11 protein-coding genes are annotated in these 15,415 nt (G+C 69.6%); 7 read left to right on the forward strand and 4 right to left on the reverse strand.

Annotated features, from left to right (window positions below; all coding sequences use genetic code 11):
* Nucleotides 1–422: 422 nt before the first annotated feature.
* Together metG and AC1DYP_RS24130 are read left to right on the forward strand one after the other, a co-directional pair.
* On the forward strand, nt 423–2,132 hold the full coding sequence (gene metG / locus AC1DYP_RS24125) for a methionine--tRNA ligase (protein ID WP_477048469.1): 1,710 nt from the start codon (nt 423–425) through the stop codon (nt 2,130–2,132).
* 173 nt (nt 2,133–2,305) lie between these two features.
* A complete protein-coding gene (locus tag AC1DYP_RS24130; RefSeq protein ID WP_477048470.1) occupies nt 2,306–3,499 on the forward strand; it encodes an MFS transporter in 1,194 nt (397 codons plus the stop codon).
* 142 nt (nt 3,500–3,641) lie between these two features.
* Here the strand turns inward: AC1DYP_RS24130 and cysN are convergent, their stop codons facing one another.
* Both cysN and cysD read right to left on the reverse strand, forming a co-directional pair.
* On the reverse strand, nt 3,642–5,546 hold the full coding sequence (gene cysN, locus AC1DYP_RS24135) for a sulfate adenylyltransferase subunit CysN (RefSeq protein WP_477048477.1): 1,905 nt from the start codon (nt 5,544–5,546) through the stop codon (nt 3,642–3,644).
* An 8-nt stretch (nt 5,547–5,554) separates the two neighbouring features.
* The gene (cysD, locus tag AC1DYP_RS24140; protein WP_477048471.1) at nt 5,555–6,484 is read right to left on the reverse strand and encodes a sulfate adenylyltransferase subunit CysD; all 930 of its coding nucleotides are present in this window, start codon (nt 6,482–6,484) and stop codon (nt 5,555–5,557) included.
* A gap of 289 nt (nt 6,485–6,773) precedes the next feature.
* On the opposite strand from cysD, the gene AC1DYP_RS24145 reads away from it, so the two are divergent.
* From AC1DYP_RS24145 to AC1DYP_RS24155, 3 genes are all read left to right on the forward strand, one after another.
* Nucleotides 6,774–6,974: a hypothetical protein gene (locus tag AC1DYP_RS24145; protein ID WP_477036333.1), complete on the forward strand. Its 201-nt coding sequence runs from the start codon at nt 6,774–6,776 to the stop codon at nt 6,972–6,974.
* 162 nt (nt 6,975–7,136) lie between these two features.
* Entirely contained in the window at nt 7,137–10,076 is a 2,940-nt protein-coding gene (locus tag AC1DYP_RS24150; RefSeq protein ID WP_477048472.1) for a coiled-coil domain-containing protein, read from the forward strand.
* Between the two features lie 16 nt (nt 10,077–10,092).
* The gene (locus tag AC1DYP_RS24155; RefSeq protein ID WP_477048473.1) at nt 10,093–10,653 is read left to right on the forward strand and encodes a sugar transferase; all 561 of its coding nucleotides are present in this window, start codon (nt 10,093–10,095) and stop codon (nt 10,651–10,653) included.
* A 43-nt stretch (nt 10,654–10,696) separates the two neighbouring features.
* Here AC1DYP_RS24155 and AC1DYP_RS24160 read toward each other — a convergent pair whose 3' ends face one another.
* Entirely contained in the window at nt 10,697–12,142 is a 1,446-nt protein-coding gene (locus tag AC1DYP_RS24160) for a mannitol dehydrogenase family protein (RefSeq protein WP_477048474.1), read from the reverse strand.
* On the reverse strand, nt 12,139–13,647 hold the full coding sequence (locus AC1DYP_RS24165; protein WP_477048478.1) for a UxaA family hydrolase: 1,509 nt from the start codon (nt 13,645–13,647) through the stop codon (nt 12,139–12,141). Before AC1DYP_RS24165 ends, AC1DYP_RS24160 begins: the two co-directional genes overlap by 4 nt.
* Before the next feature lie 161 nt (nt 13,648–13,808).
* On the opposite strand from AC1DYP_RS24165, the gene AC1DYP_RS24170 reads away from it, so the two are divergent.
* Both AC1DYP_RS24170 and AC1DYP_RS24175 read left to right on the forward strand, forming a co-directional pair.
* The gene (locus tag AC1DYP_RS24170) at nt 13,809–14,900 is read left to right on the forward strand and encodes a LacI family DNA-binding transcriptional regulator (RefSeq protein ID WP_477048475.1); all 1,092 of its coding nucleotides are present in this window, start codon (nt 13,809–13,811) and stop codon (nt 14,898–14,900) included.
* A gap of 105 nt (nt 14,901–15,005) precedes the next feature.
* Nucleotides 15,006–15,415: glucuronate isomerase (locus AC1DYP_RS24175; RefSeq protein ID WP_477048476.1), on the forward strand; the 410-nt coding region annotated here is incomplete at its 3' end.

The raw sequence follows: 15,415 nt of genomic DNA on the forward strand, positions 1-15,415 counted from the left end.
GCGCGTGTATTGCCCATTGGCCCGCGCCCTCGGCGGCCGGTTTCTCCCGAAAGGGATCGAGACCGGGTCCGGCTAAGCCTCAACAGGGCTGCCCACCGGATGCTGGCGGATAACGATGGCGCGGAGCGATCGGCTTCGTCGAAACGGTAACAACTCAAAGAACTCCGGACGTCGTCCGGCGCTCCGCGACCCTTTCCGTTATCTCACAGCCAGATTGGCGTGGGATCACACCCACTTGCCCCCACCTGACCGCTTCGCGGTCTGTCGCGGCGAGGGGGCGGAGGAGAACGCGCGCCCTCTTCCCCCTTTGGGGGAAGACGACCGCGAAGCGGTCCGTAGGGGCAAGTGTTCGCCGCACCGAGCTTTCGTTTCCGCCCCGGGCCTTCTATATGCAACCGCTCCTCGACTCCCCCGGAAGACCCATGGCCCGCATCCTGATCACCTCCGCCCTGCCGTACATCAACGGCATCAAGCACCTGGGCAATCTGGCGGGATCGATGTTGCCGGCCGACGTCTATGCGCGCTTCCAGCGGGCCCGGGGCAACGACACCCTCTACATCTGCGCCACCGACGAGCACGGGACCCCGGCCGAGCTGGCCGCAGCCGCCGCCGGCCAGGACGTGGCCACCTACTGCGCCGAGCAGCACGTGCTGCAGCATGACGTGGGTCGCGCCTTCGGCCTGTCGTGGGACCATTTCGGCCGCTCGTCCTCGCCGCAGAACCATCGCCTGACCCAGCACTTCTGCGAGGTGCTGGAGGAGCGCGGCCTGATCGAGGAACGCGTCGACCAGATGGTCTATTCCATCGACGACAAGCGCTTCCTGCCCGACCGCTACATCGAGGGCACCTGCCCGCACTGCGGCTTCGAGAAGGCCCGCGGCGACCAGTGCGACAATTGCGGCAACCTGCTGGACCCCACCGACCTGAAGAACGCCTATTCGGTGATCTCCGGCTCGCGGAACCTGGAGGTGCGCGACACCCGCCACCTCTATCTCCTGCAGACCAAGATGGCCGACAAGATCCGCGCCTGGATCGACAGCCACCCCGACTGGCAACTGCTGGCCAAGTCGATCGCCTACAAGCACCTGGACGAGGGACTGATCGACCGGGGCATCACCCGCGACCTGGCCTGGGGCATCCCGGTGACCAAGGGCGAGTTCCCGCGCCCGGGCTTCGAGGACAAGGTCTTCTACGTCTGGTTCGACGCCCCGATCGAATACATCGCCGCCACCCAGGAATGGGCCGAGGCCGGCGCGGACCGCGACTGGAAGTCGTGGTGGCGCACCGACGAGGGCGCGGAAGACGTCCGCTACGTCCAGTTCATGGGCAAGGACAACGTCGCCTTCCACACCGTCAGCTTCCCCGCGACCATCCTGGGCTCGGAAGAGCCGTGGAAGAGCGTCGACATGCTCAAGGCCTTCAACTGGCTGAACTGGTACGGCGGCAAGTTCTCGACCAGCAACCAGCGCGGCGTGTTCATGGACGCGGCGCTGGAGCTGCTGCCGCCCGACCTGTGGCGCTGGTACCTGACCTCGAACTCGCCCGAGAGCAGCGACACGGCCTTCACCTGGGAGCAGTTCGCCAGCGCCGTGAACCGCGACCTGGCCGACGTGCTGGGCAACTTCGTCAACCGCATCCTGAAGTTCACCGAGAGCAAGTTCGACGGCGTGATCCCCGACGGCGGCGCCCCCGGCCCGCTGGAGGAGAAGCTCTACGCCGACGTCTCGGCCCGCCTGGCCGACCTCGCCGAACAGATGGACGCCATCGAGGTGCGCAAGAGCGCCCAGGCCCTGCGCGCCCTCTGGGTGGTCGGCAACGAGTACCTGCAGGAAGCCGCCCCGTGGACGGCGATCAAGACCGATCGCGACCGCGCCGCCGTGATCGTCCGCACCGCCCTGAACCTGGCGGCGCTGTACGCCCGCATCTCCGCGCCGTTCATCCCGTTCGCCGCCGAGAAGATCAGCGAGGCGTTCAGCCAGGCCTATCCGGGCGCCTGGCCGACCACCGACGCCGCCGCCGAACTGTCGACCCTGCCGGTCGGCCTGTCGGTCCGCGCGCCGGAGGTGCTGTTCAAGAAGATCGAGGACGAGCAGATCGCCGAATGGACCGCTCGGTTCGGCGGAGCGGAATAGGGTCGTGAGCAGCGGTTTTGTAAACCGCTGCTCCACATTCAACGCTGTCATCCCGGACAAGCGCGTAGCGCGCCGATCCGGGACCGCCGGAAGCGCATGCGCTCAGGCGTCGGTCCCGGGTCTTCGCTTCGCTACGCCCGGGATGACAACCAAAGTGTATCGAGGGTGAGTGCGTGACGACTGACAAGCCCAGCGCCCTCACGTCCCAAACCCGCCTGGGCCTGTTCTACGTCGTCTCCTATCTCGGCACCGGCGTCAGCCTGCCCTACATCGCCACCTATTTCCGCTCGCGCGGCCTGACGGGGGCGGAGATCGGGGTGGTGCTGGCCGTGCCGCTGCTGGCGCGCCCGTTCCTGGGTCCGGTGCTGGCGGTCTGGGCCGACGGCTTCACCCTGCGCCGCACGCCCCTGGCCCTGCTGGCCCTGGGGGCGGCGGCCGGCTACCTGGCCATGCTGGCCGCGCCGGGCTTCTGGGGGCTGCTGGTCTGCTGGCTGGTGGGCATGACCTTCCTGACCACCCTGACGCCGCTGATCGACGTGATCACCCTGCGCCGCTCGCGCCTGGACGGCTTCAACTACGGCGTTCCGCGCGGCGCCGGCTCGGCGGCCTTCATCGTCGCCAACCTGGCCATGGGGGCGGTCCTGGCGGTCATGGCGCCCAGCGTCATCGTCGCCTGGATCACCACGGCGGCGATCGGCGTGGCCGTGGTCTCGGCCCTGATCGTGCCACCCGAACGGGTCCATGACGTCGGCGTCGCCAAGCCCGACCGCGCCGAGCGCTGGAAGGGCCTGGGCGGACTGCTACGCGACAGGACCTTCGTGCTGGCCGTGATCACCGCCGGCCTGATCCAGGGGGCGCACGCCTTCTACTACGGCTTTTCGGCCTTGCTCTGGCGCAACCAGGGGATCTCGGCCCCGATGATCGGCGTGCTGTGGGGCGTGGGGGTGGCCGTCGAGGTCGGCTTCATGTGGTTCGCCGAGCCGTGGCGACGCAAGGTCGGACCCGAGCGGCTGCTGGTGCTGGGCGGGGCCGCGGCCTTGCTGCGCTGGACGGCCTACGCCTTCGCCCCGCCGCTGTGGCTGCTGTTCCCGCTGCAGGCCCTGCACGCCCTGACCTTCGCGGCCAGCTTCATGGCCTCGCTGCGGCTGATCGAGCGCCTGGCCCCGCCGCAGAGCGCCTCGGCCGCCCAGGCGATCAACTCGGCCCTGTCGGCCGGCTTCATGCTGGGCGTCGGCACCCTGGCGGCCGGCCCGCTGTTCGACGCCTTCGGGACCAGGGGCTACCTGGCCATGGCGACGATGGGCGGGCTGGGGCTGATCGGGGCGGTGCGGCTGACGCGGCTGGCGCCAAGGCAGATGCCGGGGTGACGCCGCCTTGAGCTTCCGCCCTTTTCCACTTTCCCGGCGAAGGCCGGGACCCAGATTCATCAGGAGCCTCTCGTGGGCTTCACCTGGGCCCCGGCCTTCGCCGGGGAGACGGAAGAAGGGAAAACGGAAAAGGCAGGCTGGACTAGATCTCGTAGTCGATTTCGCCTTCCAGCCAGGCGACGATCCGCTCGGCGGCGGCGACCGGGTCCATCTTCGTGGTGTCGATCCGCAGCTCCGGCGTCTCGGGCGCCTCGTAGGGACTGTCGATGCCGGTGAAGTTCTTCAGCTGGCCCGCCCGCGCCTTCTTGTAGAGGCCCTTGACGTCGCGCTCCTCGGCCACCGCCAGCGGGGTGTCGACGAACACCTCGACGAACTCGCCGTCCTGCAGGATCTCGCGCGCCAGCCGGCGCTCGGCCCGGAACGGCGAGATGAAGGCGGTCAGCACGATCAGCCCGGCGTCGACCATCAACTTGGCCACCTCGGCCACCCGGCGGATGTTCTCGACCCGGTCCTCCTCGGTGAAGCCGAGGTTCTTGTTGAGGCCGTGACGGACGTTGTCGCCGTCCAGCAGATAGGTGTGGCGGCCCAGGGCGTGCAGGCGCTTCTCGACCAGGTTGGCGATCGTCGACTTGCCCGCGCCCGACAGGCCGGTAAGCCATACCACCCGGCCGCGCTGGCCCTTCAGCGCCGCCCGCGAGGCCTTGCTGACGTCGGTGTGCTGCCAGTGGATGTTGTCGGCCCGGCGCAGGGCGAAGTTCAGCAGGCCGGCCCCGACCGTGCGGTTGCTGATCCGGTCGATCAGGATGAAGCCGCCCAGGTCGCGGTTCTGGGCGTAGGGCTCGAACGGGATGGCCTGGTCCAGCGACAGGTTCACCAGGCCGATCTCGTTCAGCTCCAGCTTCTTGGCCGCCAGGTGCTCCAGCGTGTTGACGTTCACCCGATGCTTGATCTCGGTGACGCTGGCCCCGACCATCCGCGTGCCGATCTTCAGCAGGTAGGAGCGACCGGGGGGCAGGGGCTCGTCGTCCATCCAGACGACGGTGGCCTCGAACTGGCCGGCCACGGCGACCGGGTCGTCGGCGGCCACCAGGATGTCGCCGCGGCTGACGTCGATCTCGTCGCCCAGGGTGATGGTCACCGACTGGCCGGCATAGGCTTCGGCCAGGTCGTCGGGCTTGGTGACGATGCGGGCGACGGTGCTTTCGCGGCCCGAGGGCAGGGACTTCACCCGGTCGCCCGGCTTGACGGTCCCGGCGGCGATCTGGCCGGAGAAGCCCCGGAAGTCGAGGTTCGGGCGGTTGACCCACTGCACGGGCATGCGGAACGACTGGCTCCGCAGGTCGTCCTCGACCTCCACGCCTTCCAGCCAGTCCATCAGGATCGGGCCGTCGAACCACGGCGAGTCTTCGCCGCGCGAGGCCATGTTGGCGCCGGTCAGGCCCGAGATCGGGATTGGGGTGAAGACCTCCAGGCCGATCTGGTCGGCGAAGGCGCGATAGTCAGCGACGATGCCGTCGAATGTCGCCTGGTCCCAGCCGACCAGGTCCATCTTGTTCACCGCCAGCACCACGTGGCGGATGCCCAGCAGCTTGACGAGGTAGCTGTGGCGGCGGGTCTGGGTCAGCACGCCCTTGCGGGCGTCGATCAGGATCACGGCCGCGTCGGCGGTCGAGGCGCCGGTGACCATGTTGCGCGTGTACTGCTCGTGGCCGGGGGTGTCGGCGACGATGAACTTGCGCTTGTCGGTGGCGAAGAAGCGGTAGGCGACGTCGATGGTGATGCCTTGCTCGCGCTCGGCGGCCAGGCCATCGACCAGCAGGGCGAAGTCGATCGCCCCGCCTTGCGTGCCGACCCGCCTCGAGTCGGCCTCGAGGGCCGCCATCTGGTCCTCGAAGATCATCTTGCTGTCGTAGAGCAGCCGGCCGATCAGGGTCGACTTGCCGTCGTCCACCGACCCGCAGGTGATGAAGCGCAGCAGCGACTTGTGCTGATGGGCGACCAGATAGGCGTCGATGTCGTCGGCGATCAGGTCGGAGGGCTTGTAGATCGTATTCACTAGAAATAGCCCTCCTGCTTCTTCTTCTCCATCGAGGCGGACTGGTCATGGTCGATGACCCGGCCCTGGCGCTCGCTGGTGGTGGTCAGCAGCATTTCCTGGATGACCTCGGGCAGGGTGGAGGCGGTGCTCTCGACGGCCCCGGTCAGCGGGTAGCAGCCCAGGGTGCGGAACCGCACGCTCTTCATCTGCGGGACCTCGCCCGGACGCAGCCGGAACCGGCCGTCGTCGACCATGATCAAGCTGCCGTCGCGCTCGACCACCGGCCGCTCGGCCGCGAAGTACAGCGGCACGATCGGGATGTTCTCCAGGTGGATGTATTGCCAGACGTCCAGCTCGGTCCAGTTGGAGATCGGGAAGACGCGCAGGCTTTCGCCCGGGTGCTTGCGGGTGTTGTAGAGCTTCCACAGCTCGGGCCGCTGGTCCTTGGGATCCCAGCGCTGCTCGGTGGTGCGGAAGCTGAACACCCGCTCCTTGGCCCGGCTCTTCTCCTCGTCGCGGCGGGCGCCGCCGAAGGCCGCGTCGAAGCCGTACTTGGCCAGGGCCTGCTTGAGGCCCTCGGTCTTCCAGAGATCGGTGTGCAGGGCGCTGCCGTGGTCGAACGGATTGATCCCGCGCGCCTCGGCGTCGGGGTTCTTGTGGACCAGCAGGTCGAAGCCCAGCTGCTTGGCTATGGTGTCGCGCAGCTCGTACATGGCCCGGAACTTCCAGGTCGTGTCGACGTGCAGCAGAGGGAAGGGCGGCTTGGACGGATAGAACGCCTTGGCCGCCAGGTGCAGCATCACCGCGCTGTCCTTGCCGATCGAGTACAGCATGACCGGGTTCTCGCACTCGGCCGCCACCTCGCGCAGGATGTGGATGCTCTCGGCTTCCAGGCGCTGGAGGTGCGTCAGTCGGGCCGGAGACAAGGCGCTAGCAGAGGCGCTCATGGACGGGTCCGCAAAAGCGTCGTGCGACAGCGAAGCGACTTGGGTAGGGGGCAAAACGCGTATCCGCAAATGGAAAGCTCCGCCGACGCACGATGGCGCGACGACGGGGCGGTGATCCTGAGCGTGGACCTAGGTCTCGCGGGGGCGGCGGGCAAGGCGGGGAAATCTGCAGGCGCTGTGAGCTTCGATGGAGCCAAGCATCTGGAGCGCGGCCTTTCATGACCAAAAGTTCACTCGCGCCGGGCGCCGAAGCGCTGCATAACGCCGATATCGGAAAATGGGCCTCCCGATGTCATCCCTGGCTGAATTCATCGCCGCGATCATGCTCTGGCTTTCGTCGATGGCGCTTTGCCAGTTCGGCATGGCCGTCGAGCACCAGGCCAAGGCCCCGCCCAAGGCCGAGCGGGTCATCGCCCGCACGCCCCGCCAACAGGCCGTTCAAACCGTCGAGCGCTGTCCCCGTCTGCACAAGGCCGAGGTCAGCGCCTAAAGCCTTGCCGGGCCAAGCCCCGCGCCGGATGGGAATTCCGCTGGAACCCGCTATGCGGGCCGGCTTTTCGCCGCTAGGTTTATTCGTTGCGTGCGAGAGGGGCGTCCGCGCGGCGATGTTCATCCGGCCCCAAGCCGTTTCGCCCTGGGACTATGGCTGCGTATGAAGCCTAAGAAGCGCCAACCGCTTGATTTCACCGGCATTCCCGTGGAGCCGCCGGTCGAGGACGTCGGCCGTCCCGTCGAGACGGAAGCCGAACCCGATGCGGACGCGCCGGTCACCGAACCGGACCTTGATCTCGATATCGCCGCCGTTCCCGACGCGTCGGCCCCGTCGATTCTCGATCGCGGCCCGCTGGATCTCGCTCCCGAACCCGCGCCTGAGCCTCCCCCCGAGCCGGCTCCCGAAACGCCCCGCGCCGCCGCGCGACGCGGCTTTTTCGGCGGCGCGCCGAAACAGCAGCCCGCGCCCAAGATCCTTGAGCCGATCGAACCGATCGAGCCTCCGAAGGTCGAGGTCGCGGCTCCCGAGCCGGAGGCCGTGATCGAACCGGCCCCGGCGCCGAAGTCGAACTTCAAGGCGCCGGAACCCGAGCCCGATCCCGCGCCGTTCTCGCCGGCTCGTGGTCGACGCAGCGCGCCGGTCGAAGCCGACCCCCTGGCCCCGCTGCCGTCCTTCCTGACGGCGCCCTTGGCCGCCCAAACCGCCCAGCCGCCGGCCCCGGTGGTCGAGCCTGAACCGCCGGCGCCGTCCAAGCGTTTCGAAGCGGCCGTGTCCAAGCCGCGCGAGACCTCTCCGATCACCCCGCCCGTCACGCCTCTGTCCACGGCTCGCGAAGGCAAGAAGCCGATGCCCGCGCCGCTGTTCTGGAGCCTGGCGATCGCCGCCGCGGCGCTCTGGACGCTGGGACCGATCGCCTTCGCCCTGGGCTATGGCCAAGGCGTGCCGTCCCTGAAGGTCGACCAGTTCGCCCTGATGGTGTTCGCCGCCCTGGCCGTCGGCCCGGCCGCCTTCACCCTGCTGGGCGCCTACATGCTGCGCCAGGCCATGGGGGTCTCGGCCGAGCTGAAGCACACCCGGATCATGACCGACCGCCTGGTCACCCCGGCCGCCCTGGCGGCGGCGGGCGTCGACGGCGTGGTCGAGCGCATCCGCAACCAGATCGACGCCGCCACGGTCGCCGCCGACCAAGCCCGCGTCCGCGTCCAGGAACTGCGCGAGGCCCTGGCCGAGGAAACCCTGGCCCTGGCCCAGACCACCACCGAATCCGCCCGCATGGTGCAGCAGCTTTCCGAGGGCCTGGGTCACGAGCGCCAGGCCATGCACGCGCTGTCGACCACGCTGGACGCCCAGTCCACCGCCGTGGTCGACGCCATCGGCAGCCAGGCGCGCATGGTCGCCGAGGCCTCCGACCTGGCCGAGACCCAGCTGCGTGAAGCCGAGGCCGCCCTGGCCGCCCGCGCCGCCGACCTGGCCGCCGCCGCCGCCGAGGCGTCCGACGCCGCGCGGGTCGGGGCCGAGGACCTGTCGCGCCAGATCGCCCGCCTGGAAACCGCCGGCCAAGGCGTCGGCGACCAGATGGGCGCCGTCGAGCGCACCCTGGCCGCCCAGCGCGCCGCCCTGGTCGCCGCCAGCCAGTCGCTGCGCACCGACCAGGAAGACTTCGCCGCCGAGAGCGAGACCCGCACGGCCCAACTGACCGAGTTCATCGGCCACACCCGCGCCGGCGCCACCGAGATGAGCGACATGGCGGCCATGGGGGCCGAGGTGCTGCGCGGCCTGATCGGCGCGGCGGCCCAGCAACTGCGAGAAGTCGCCGAGACCGCCCGCGCCGAACGCGAGGCCCTGGCGGCCGAGACCTCCAGCGCCATCGCCGCCCTGGCCAGCGCCGCCGGCGGCCAGCGCGCCGACCTGGAAGCCGCCCTGGCCCAGGCCATGGAGTCCATGGCCGAGGCGGCCCGCAAGGCCAATGAAGGCGTCGAGCTGCGCGTCGACGCCGCTCGCGTCCGCGTCGACCAGTTGAACGAGATCGCCTTCGCCGCCGGCCAGAAGGCCGACACGGTGTTCGAGTCCCGCATGGACGAGGCCCGCGACCTGATCGAGCAATCGGCCCAGGTGGTCGAGCAGGCCGGGGCCCGCACGGCCCAGAAGCTGACCGAGAGCGTCGAGACCGCTCGCGGGACCATCGCCGAGATGGAGGCCATGCTGGCCGATGTCGGCCGTCGCACCGCCGACCTGCCGGCCGAGGCCCTGGCCCGCGCCAACGAGGTCCGGGCCCAGATCGAGCAGGGCATCGAGGATCTGCGTCAGTCCGCCCGCCGGACCGCCGAGGAGACCGCGGCGATCGACCAGGCGTTCCAGGAACGGGTCCGCCGCAACTACGACATGCTCAGCGAGGCCGTCGGCCGGATGGGGGCGGCGACCCCCGCCGCCGCGCCGTCCCGCGCGCCGCCGCCGCTGAACCGCCAGGCCCAGGCCGCGCCCCAGCCGGTTCCGCCGCCCGCCGCGCCGGCGGCTCTCAAGCCGGCGCCCATGCCGGCGAACGAGCCCAGCGCCGAGGAGGCCGGCCTGCGTCCTCGCCTTCGCTTGACCCCCACCGCCTCCGACGACGAGTTCCGCTCGGTGTTCGACGCCGCCGGCGGCCGCAACGCCGCGCCGGCCCCGCCTGAGCGGGGCGAACCGCAACAGGGCGGCCTGTCCTGGCGCAACCTGCTGTCGGGCCTGGAAAGCGTCGCGCCCGGCGACGCCGCCCTGGGCGAGAAGATGGCCGGCGAGATCCTGGCCATGGGCATCGATCCGACGGCCCTGCTGCCCCGCGCCCGCATCGACGAGATCGCCGCCACGATCCAGACCCACGACGAGGGCGGGGCGCGCGAGGTGGTCAAGAAACTGGCCCCGGCCGCCATTCGCAGGCTGGTCCGTCGGCTGTTCTCGGACGCCGCCCTGCGGGCCGACGCCGAGCGCTTCCTGCGCCGCTACACCGGCATGATGGACGAGGCCTCCGAGCAGGACCGCGAAGGCTTCCTGGTGGCGGCCCTGCTATCGTCCGACGCCGGCCGCGCCTATCTGCTGCTGGACGCCGCGTTCGGGGACTTGGCCTAGTGAGAATGGGCCTGACGTGAAAAGGCTGTTCGACGCGGCGGCGTCCGGGGCGGCGCTGCTGCTGCTGGCCATCCCGCTGCTGATCGTCGCGGCGGTGGTGCGCCTGACCTCGCCGGGGCCGGCGCTCTATTGGTCGCAGAGGGTGGGGCGGGGCAACGCCCTGTTCTCGATGCCCAAGTTCCGCACCATGCGGATCGACACCCCCGAGGTCGCCACCCACCTGTTGGGCGATCCAGACCGCTGGCTGACCCCGCCGGGGGGCTTCCTGCGCAAGACCAGCGTCGACGAGCTGCCGCAGCTGTGGAGCGTGCTGGTCGGCGACATGAGCCTGGTGGGGCCGCGCCCGGCGCTGTTCAATCAGGACGACCTGGTGGCCCTGCGCACGGCGGCTGGCGTCGAGGCGCTGCGGCCGGGCGTCACCGGCTGGGCGCAGATCAACGGACGGGACGAGATCGCCATTCCGGAGAAGGTGGCCCTGGACGCCGAATACCTCCGACGCCAGGGGTTCTGGTTCGACCTGACGATCCTGCTGCGGACCGTGCTGCCCGTCGTGACGGGCAGGGGCGTGACGCGGTAAATGCTGAAGGGGACATGCGCATGCGCATGTCCCCAGCTCGTGCTCAGGCGAGCGCCGCGTACGCCTTCTCCAGCGCCGCCACGAACGTCGTGTTGCCCGCCAGGTCGCGGCTGAACACCTGCTCCAGCTTCAGGAACGCGGCCACGTCGGCCTTGGCGTCGCCGGTGCAGGCGGCCGCGGTCTCGACCAGGCGGTCGGCCAGCGGATCGACGATCTTCTCGCCCTCGGCGGCGCGGCGGCGGACGAAGTGCATCCAGGCGGCCAGGGGCAGGGCCAGGCGGTCGACCGGGCGGCCGGCCTCCAGCGCGTCGGCGACCGTGCCCAGGATGCGGAACGGCAGCTTCTGCGAGCCGTCCCAGGCGATCTGGCTCAGCAGGTGGCGGATCTCGGGGTTGCGGAACCGGCCCAGGATCGCCTGGGCGTAGGCCGGCAGGTCCAGGCCGCGCGGGGCGATCAGGGTGGGGATGATGTCCTGGACCATCAGGTCCTCGGCGATCTTGGCCAGCGCCGGATCGCTGATCGCCTCGAACACCGTCTCATGACCCTTCAGCAGGCCGACATAGGCGATGGTCGAGTGGACGCCGTTCAAGAGCCTTAGTTTGGCGCGTTCAAAGCCGCGCACGTCGTCGGTCAGGGTCACGCCGACCGAAGCCAGGTCGGGCGCGCCGTCGCCCAGCACGTCTTCGACCACCCACTGGGTGAAGGCCTCACGCTGGATCGGCCAGGCGTCGGTCAGGCCAGTGGCCGTCTCGACCCGGGCGCGCAGGGCGTCGTCGGTGGCCGGGGTGATGCTGTCGACCATGGTGCGCGGGAAGCGGCCCTCGGCCTCGATCCAGGCGGCCAGGGCCGGGTCGATCGCCTCGGCGAAAGCGACCACGGCCGCCTTCAGTCGCCAGCCGTTGTCGGCGAGGTTGTCGCAGGCCACCACGGCGTAGGGCGGCAGGCCCACCTGGTGGCGACGACGCAGGCCCTCGACGACATAGCCGACGGCGCTGACCGGCTCGCGCGGATGGGCCAGGTCGTGGACGATGTCCGGATGGGCGGTGTCCAGCTTGCCGTCGCCGGTCAGGCAATAGCCCTTCTCGGTGACCGTCAGGGTGACCATGCGGGTGGTCGGGGCGGCCAGGCGGGCGAAGACCGAGGGCGGATCCTCGGGCGCGACCAGCACCTCCAGGATCGAGCCGACCACGCGGAACGTGGTCTCGGCGTCCAGCTGGGCCAGGGTGTAGAGGCCGTCCTGCGGCTGCAGGGCGTCACGGACGCCCGGGCTCTTCAGCGACACGGCGCAGATCCCCCAGCGCGGATCCTTGGCTAGCAGCTGGTCGAAATAGAAGGCCTGGTGGGCGCGGTGGAAGGCGCCGGGGCCGAAATGCACGACGCCGACCGTGACCTTGTCGCGGTCATAGGCGGGCAGGGCGACGCCGGGAATGGCGGCCGAATAGCTGACGGCGTTGAGGCGCAGCGGGCGGGAAAGGGTCTCGGTGGTCAAAGGGTTACACCTGATTTCCAGATGGCGATTTCACGCTCGCCGTTGAGTTCGGCCTTGGTGGGCTGGCCCGAGGCGGTGGCCACGACCAGATCCATCAGGGAGTCGGCCGCCGCGTCCATGGTCTGGCCCGATAGCACCACGCCGGCGTCGAAGTCGATCCAGCCCGGCTTGCGGGCGGCCAGGGCCGAGTTCGAGGCGATCTTCAGGGTGGGGGCGGGGAAGCCCAGCGGCGTGCCGCGGCCGGTGGTGAACAGGATCACCGTCGCCCCGGCCGCCGTCAGGGCGGTGGACGAGACGGCGTCGTTGCCGGGCGCCTCCAGCAGGGTCAGGCCGTGCGGTCCGACCTGCTCGCCGTAGCGCAGCACCTCGACCAGCGGCGCGCGGCCGCCCTTCTGCACGGCGCCCAGGGACTTCTCCTCGAGCGTGGTGATGCCGCCGACGATGTTGCCGGGCGAGGGGTTCTCGTAGATCGGCTGGTGGTTGTCGATGAAGTAGCGCTTGAAGTCGTCGATCACCCCGACGGCGTCGTCGAACACCTGGCGGGTGGCGGCGCGTGCCAACAGCACGCCCTCGGCGCCGAACACCTCGGGAATCTCGGTCAGCACCGGCGTGCCGCCGGCGTCGGAGACCTTGTCGGCGATGCGGCCGACCAGCGGGTTGGCGGTGACACCCGAGAAGCCGTCCGAGCCGCCGCACTTGAGGCCCACCACCAGGTCCGACACAGGGGACGGCTCGCGGCGGTCCTTCTCGGCGATGGCGACCAGTTGCTCGACGGCGTCCAGACCGTCCTCCAGCTCGTCCTCGACCATCTGGGTGGTGAACGAGCGCAGGCGCTCCGGATCCAGCCCGGGGGCCGATTCCAGCAGGGCCTTCAGCTGGTTGTTCTCGCAGCCCAGGCCCAGGATCAGAACGCCGCCGGCGTTGGGGTGGGCGGCGAGGCCCGCGATCAGCTTGCGGGTGTGGCTCAGGTCGTCGCCCAGCTGCGAGCAGCCGAACGGGTGGGGGAAGGCGAAGACCCCGTCGACGCGGCCGGCGAAGCGGGCGTTGGCCTTCTCGGCGATGCGGCGGGCGGTGTTGGCCACGCAGCCGACGGTGCACAGCACCCAGATCTCGTTGCGGGTGCCGACGCGGCCGTTCTTGCGGCGGTAGCCCAGGAAGGTCCCGGCCGGCGGCGCCGCGTGCGGCTCCGGATGGGCGTCGGCATAGGTGAAGTCCTCGACGCCCGACAGGCGGGTCTCGACATTGTGGACGTGCACATGGTCGCCGACCGCGATGTCGGTCGTGGCCCGGCCGATCGGCCAGCCGTATTTGAGCACGTCATCGCCCTTGGCCACGGCGCGCACGGCGATCTTGTGGCCCTTGGGGATGTCGGCGCGGGCCGTGATCGCCTGGCCATGCAGGTCCAGCGTCTCGCCCGAAACGAGGTCGCGCAGGGCCGTCGCCACGTGGTCGCGCGGGTCGACTCCGTGGATCGATTCGGCCGGACTGGAAGTTGGGTCGCCCATCAAAGCCTTGGTCATTGGAACTTTTCGTGCTGCCATCCCGTCTGTACGGCGGGGAAACCGGTGTCACCATAGGACATATACGTCTGGCGGTGCATTTGTAGCGACGCCGCCGTTCGGTAGAGTATGACAAAAGAAAACAACGACCGCCGTATGGAAACGCTTTGACCTCGTCCAAGACCCCTTTGCCGGACCATGACGGCGTGGAAATCGACGCCGCCGAGGGCGGCCTCGAAGGCGGCCGCAAGCGCGCCACCATCAACGACATCGCCCGCCTGGCCGGGGTGTCGAAGAAAACGGTCTCGCGTGTCATCAACCAGTCGCCCTTCGTGCGCGACGAGACCCGCGAACGCATCGAGGCGGTGATCGCCGAGTGGGGCTATGCGCCCGATCCCCAGGCCCGGGGCCTGGCGTTCCGCCGCTCGTTCCTGATCGGCATGATCTACGACAACCCCAACCCGCAGTATGTCGTGAACATGCAGCTGGGTCTGCTGGACGGCATCCGGGGATCGGGCTTCGAGCTGGTGGTCCATCCCTGCGATCGTTCCAGCCCGACCTTCCTGCAGGACGTGCGCACCTTCGTGGAGCGGCAGAAGCTGTTCGGCGTGGTGCTGCCGCCGTCGGTCTCGGAAGACGAGCGGGTGGCCAAGCTGCTGCGCGAGATCGGCTGCGAATACATCCGCATCGCCTCGGTCGAGCTGGACAAGCCCGAGCACATGATCGTCGGCCATGACCGCCTGGGCGGCGAGGCCATGGGGGCCTATCTGGTCGAGCTGGGCCATCGCGAGATCGGCTTCATCAGCGGCCTGCCCAGCTTCCGCTCGTCGCACGAGCGGCGAGGGGGCTTCGAGGACGCGCTGAACAAGGCCGGCCTGGAGCTGAAGCCCGACTATGTCGTTCAGGGCGCCTACACCTTCGAATCCGGCCTGGCCTGCGGCGAGCAACTGCTGGCCAAGACGCCGCGGCCGACCGCGATCTTCGCCGGCAACGACGAAATGGCCGCCGGCGTCCTGCAGGCGGCCCGACGCGCCGGGCTGCAGGTTCCGGCCGACGTGACCGTGGTCGGCTTCGACGACTTCCAGATCGCCCAGGCCGTCTGGCCGCCGTTGACCACCATCCACATTCCGACGCGCGAAGTGGGCCGGATCGCGGCCGAGAAGTTGATCGGGGCGGCGGTTCGCGACAAGCGCGATCCCAACAGCACCATCCCCTATCTTGTGGTTCGGGAATCGTCGGGCGTCCCTCCGACAGTGTAAGGTCGGGGCGGCGCCTTTGGCTTGCATGGCGCCATGACACCGGTTACCAAGCGCGTCGAAAACGGCCCGTGGAAGCCGTCGGCGGAGTAGGGAGTAAATGACGCCATGACCCGGCCTCTGGTTTTTCACGACGACCGCCTGTTTCCGGCCGATGGGCGCACGCGGGAGATCGCGCGGGCGCTGTACGGCCAGGTGAAGTCCCTGCCGATCATCAGCCCGCACGGCCACACCGACCCGGCCTGGTTCGCGACCAACGCGCCGTTCGAGGACGCCACTGATCTGCTGCTGGCGCCGGACCACTACCTGTTCCGCATGCTCTACAGCCAAGGCGTCAGCCTGGACGCCCTGAAGGTCCGCTCCAAGGCCGGCGTGCCGAGCACCGATCCGCGCGAAGCGTGGCGCAAGCTGGCGGAGAACTTCCATCTGTTCCGCGGCACGCCCTCGTGGATGTGGCTCAACCACGTGTTCAGCCAGGTGTTCGGCTTCACGCAGTTCTTCGGCCCCGACAACGCCGA

The organism is Caulobacter sp. P1_D6 (genome assembly GCF_056406095.1).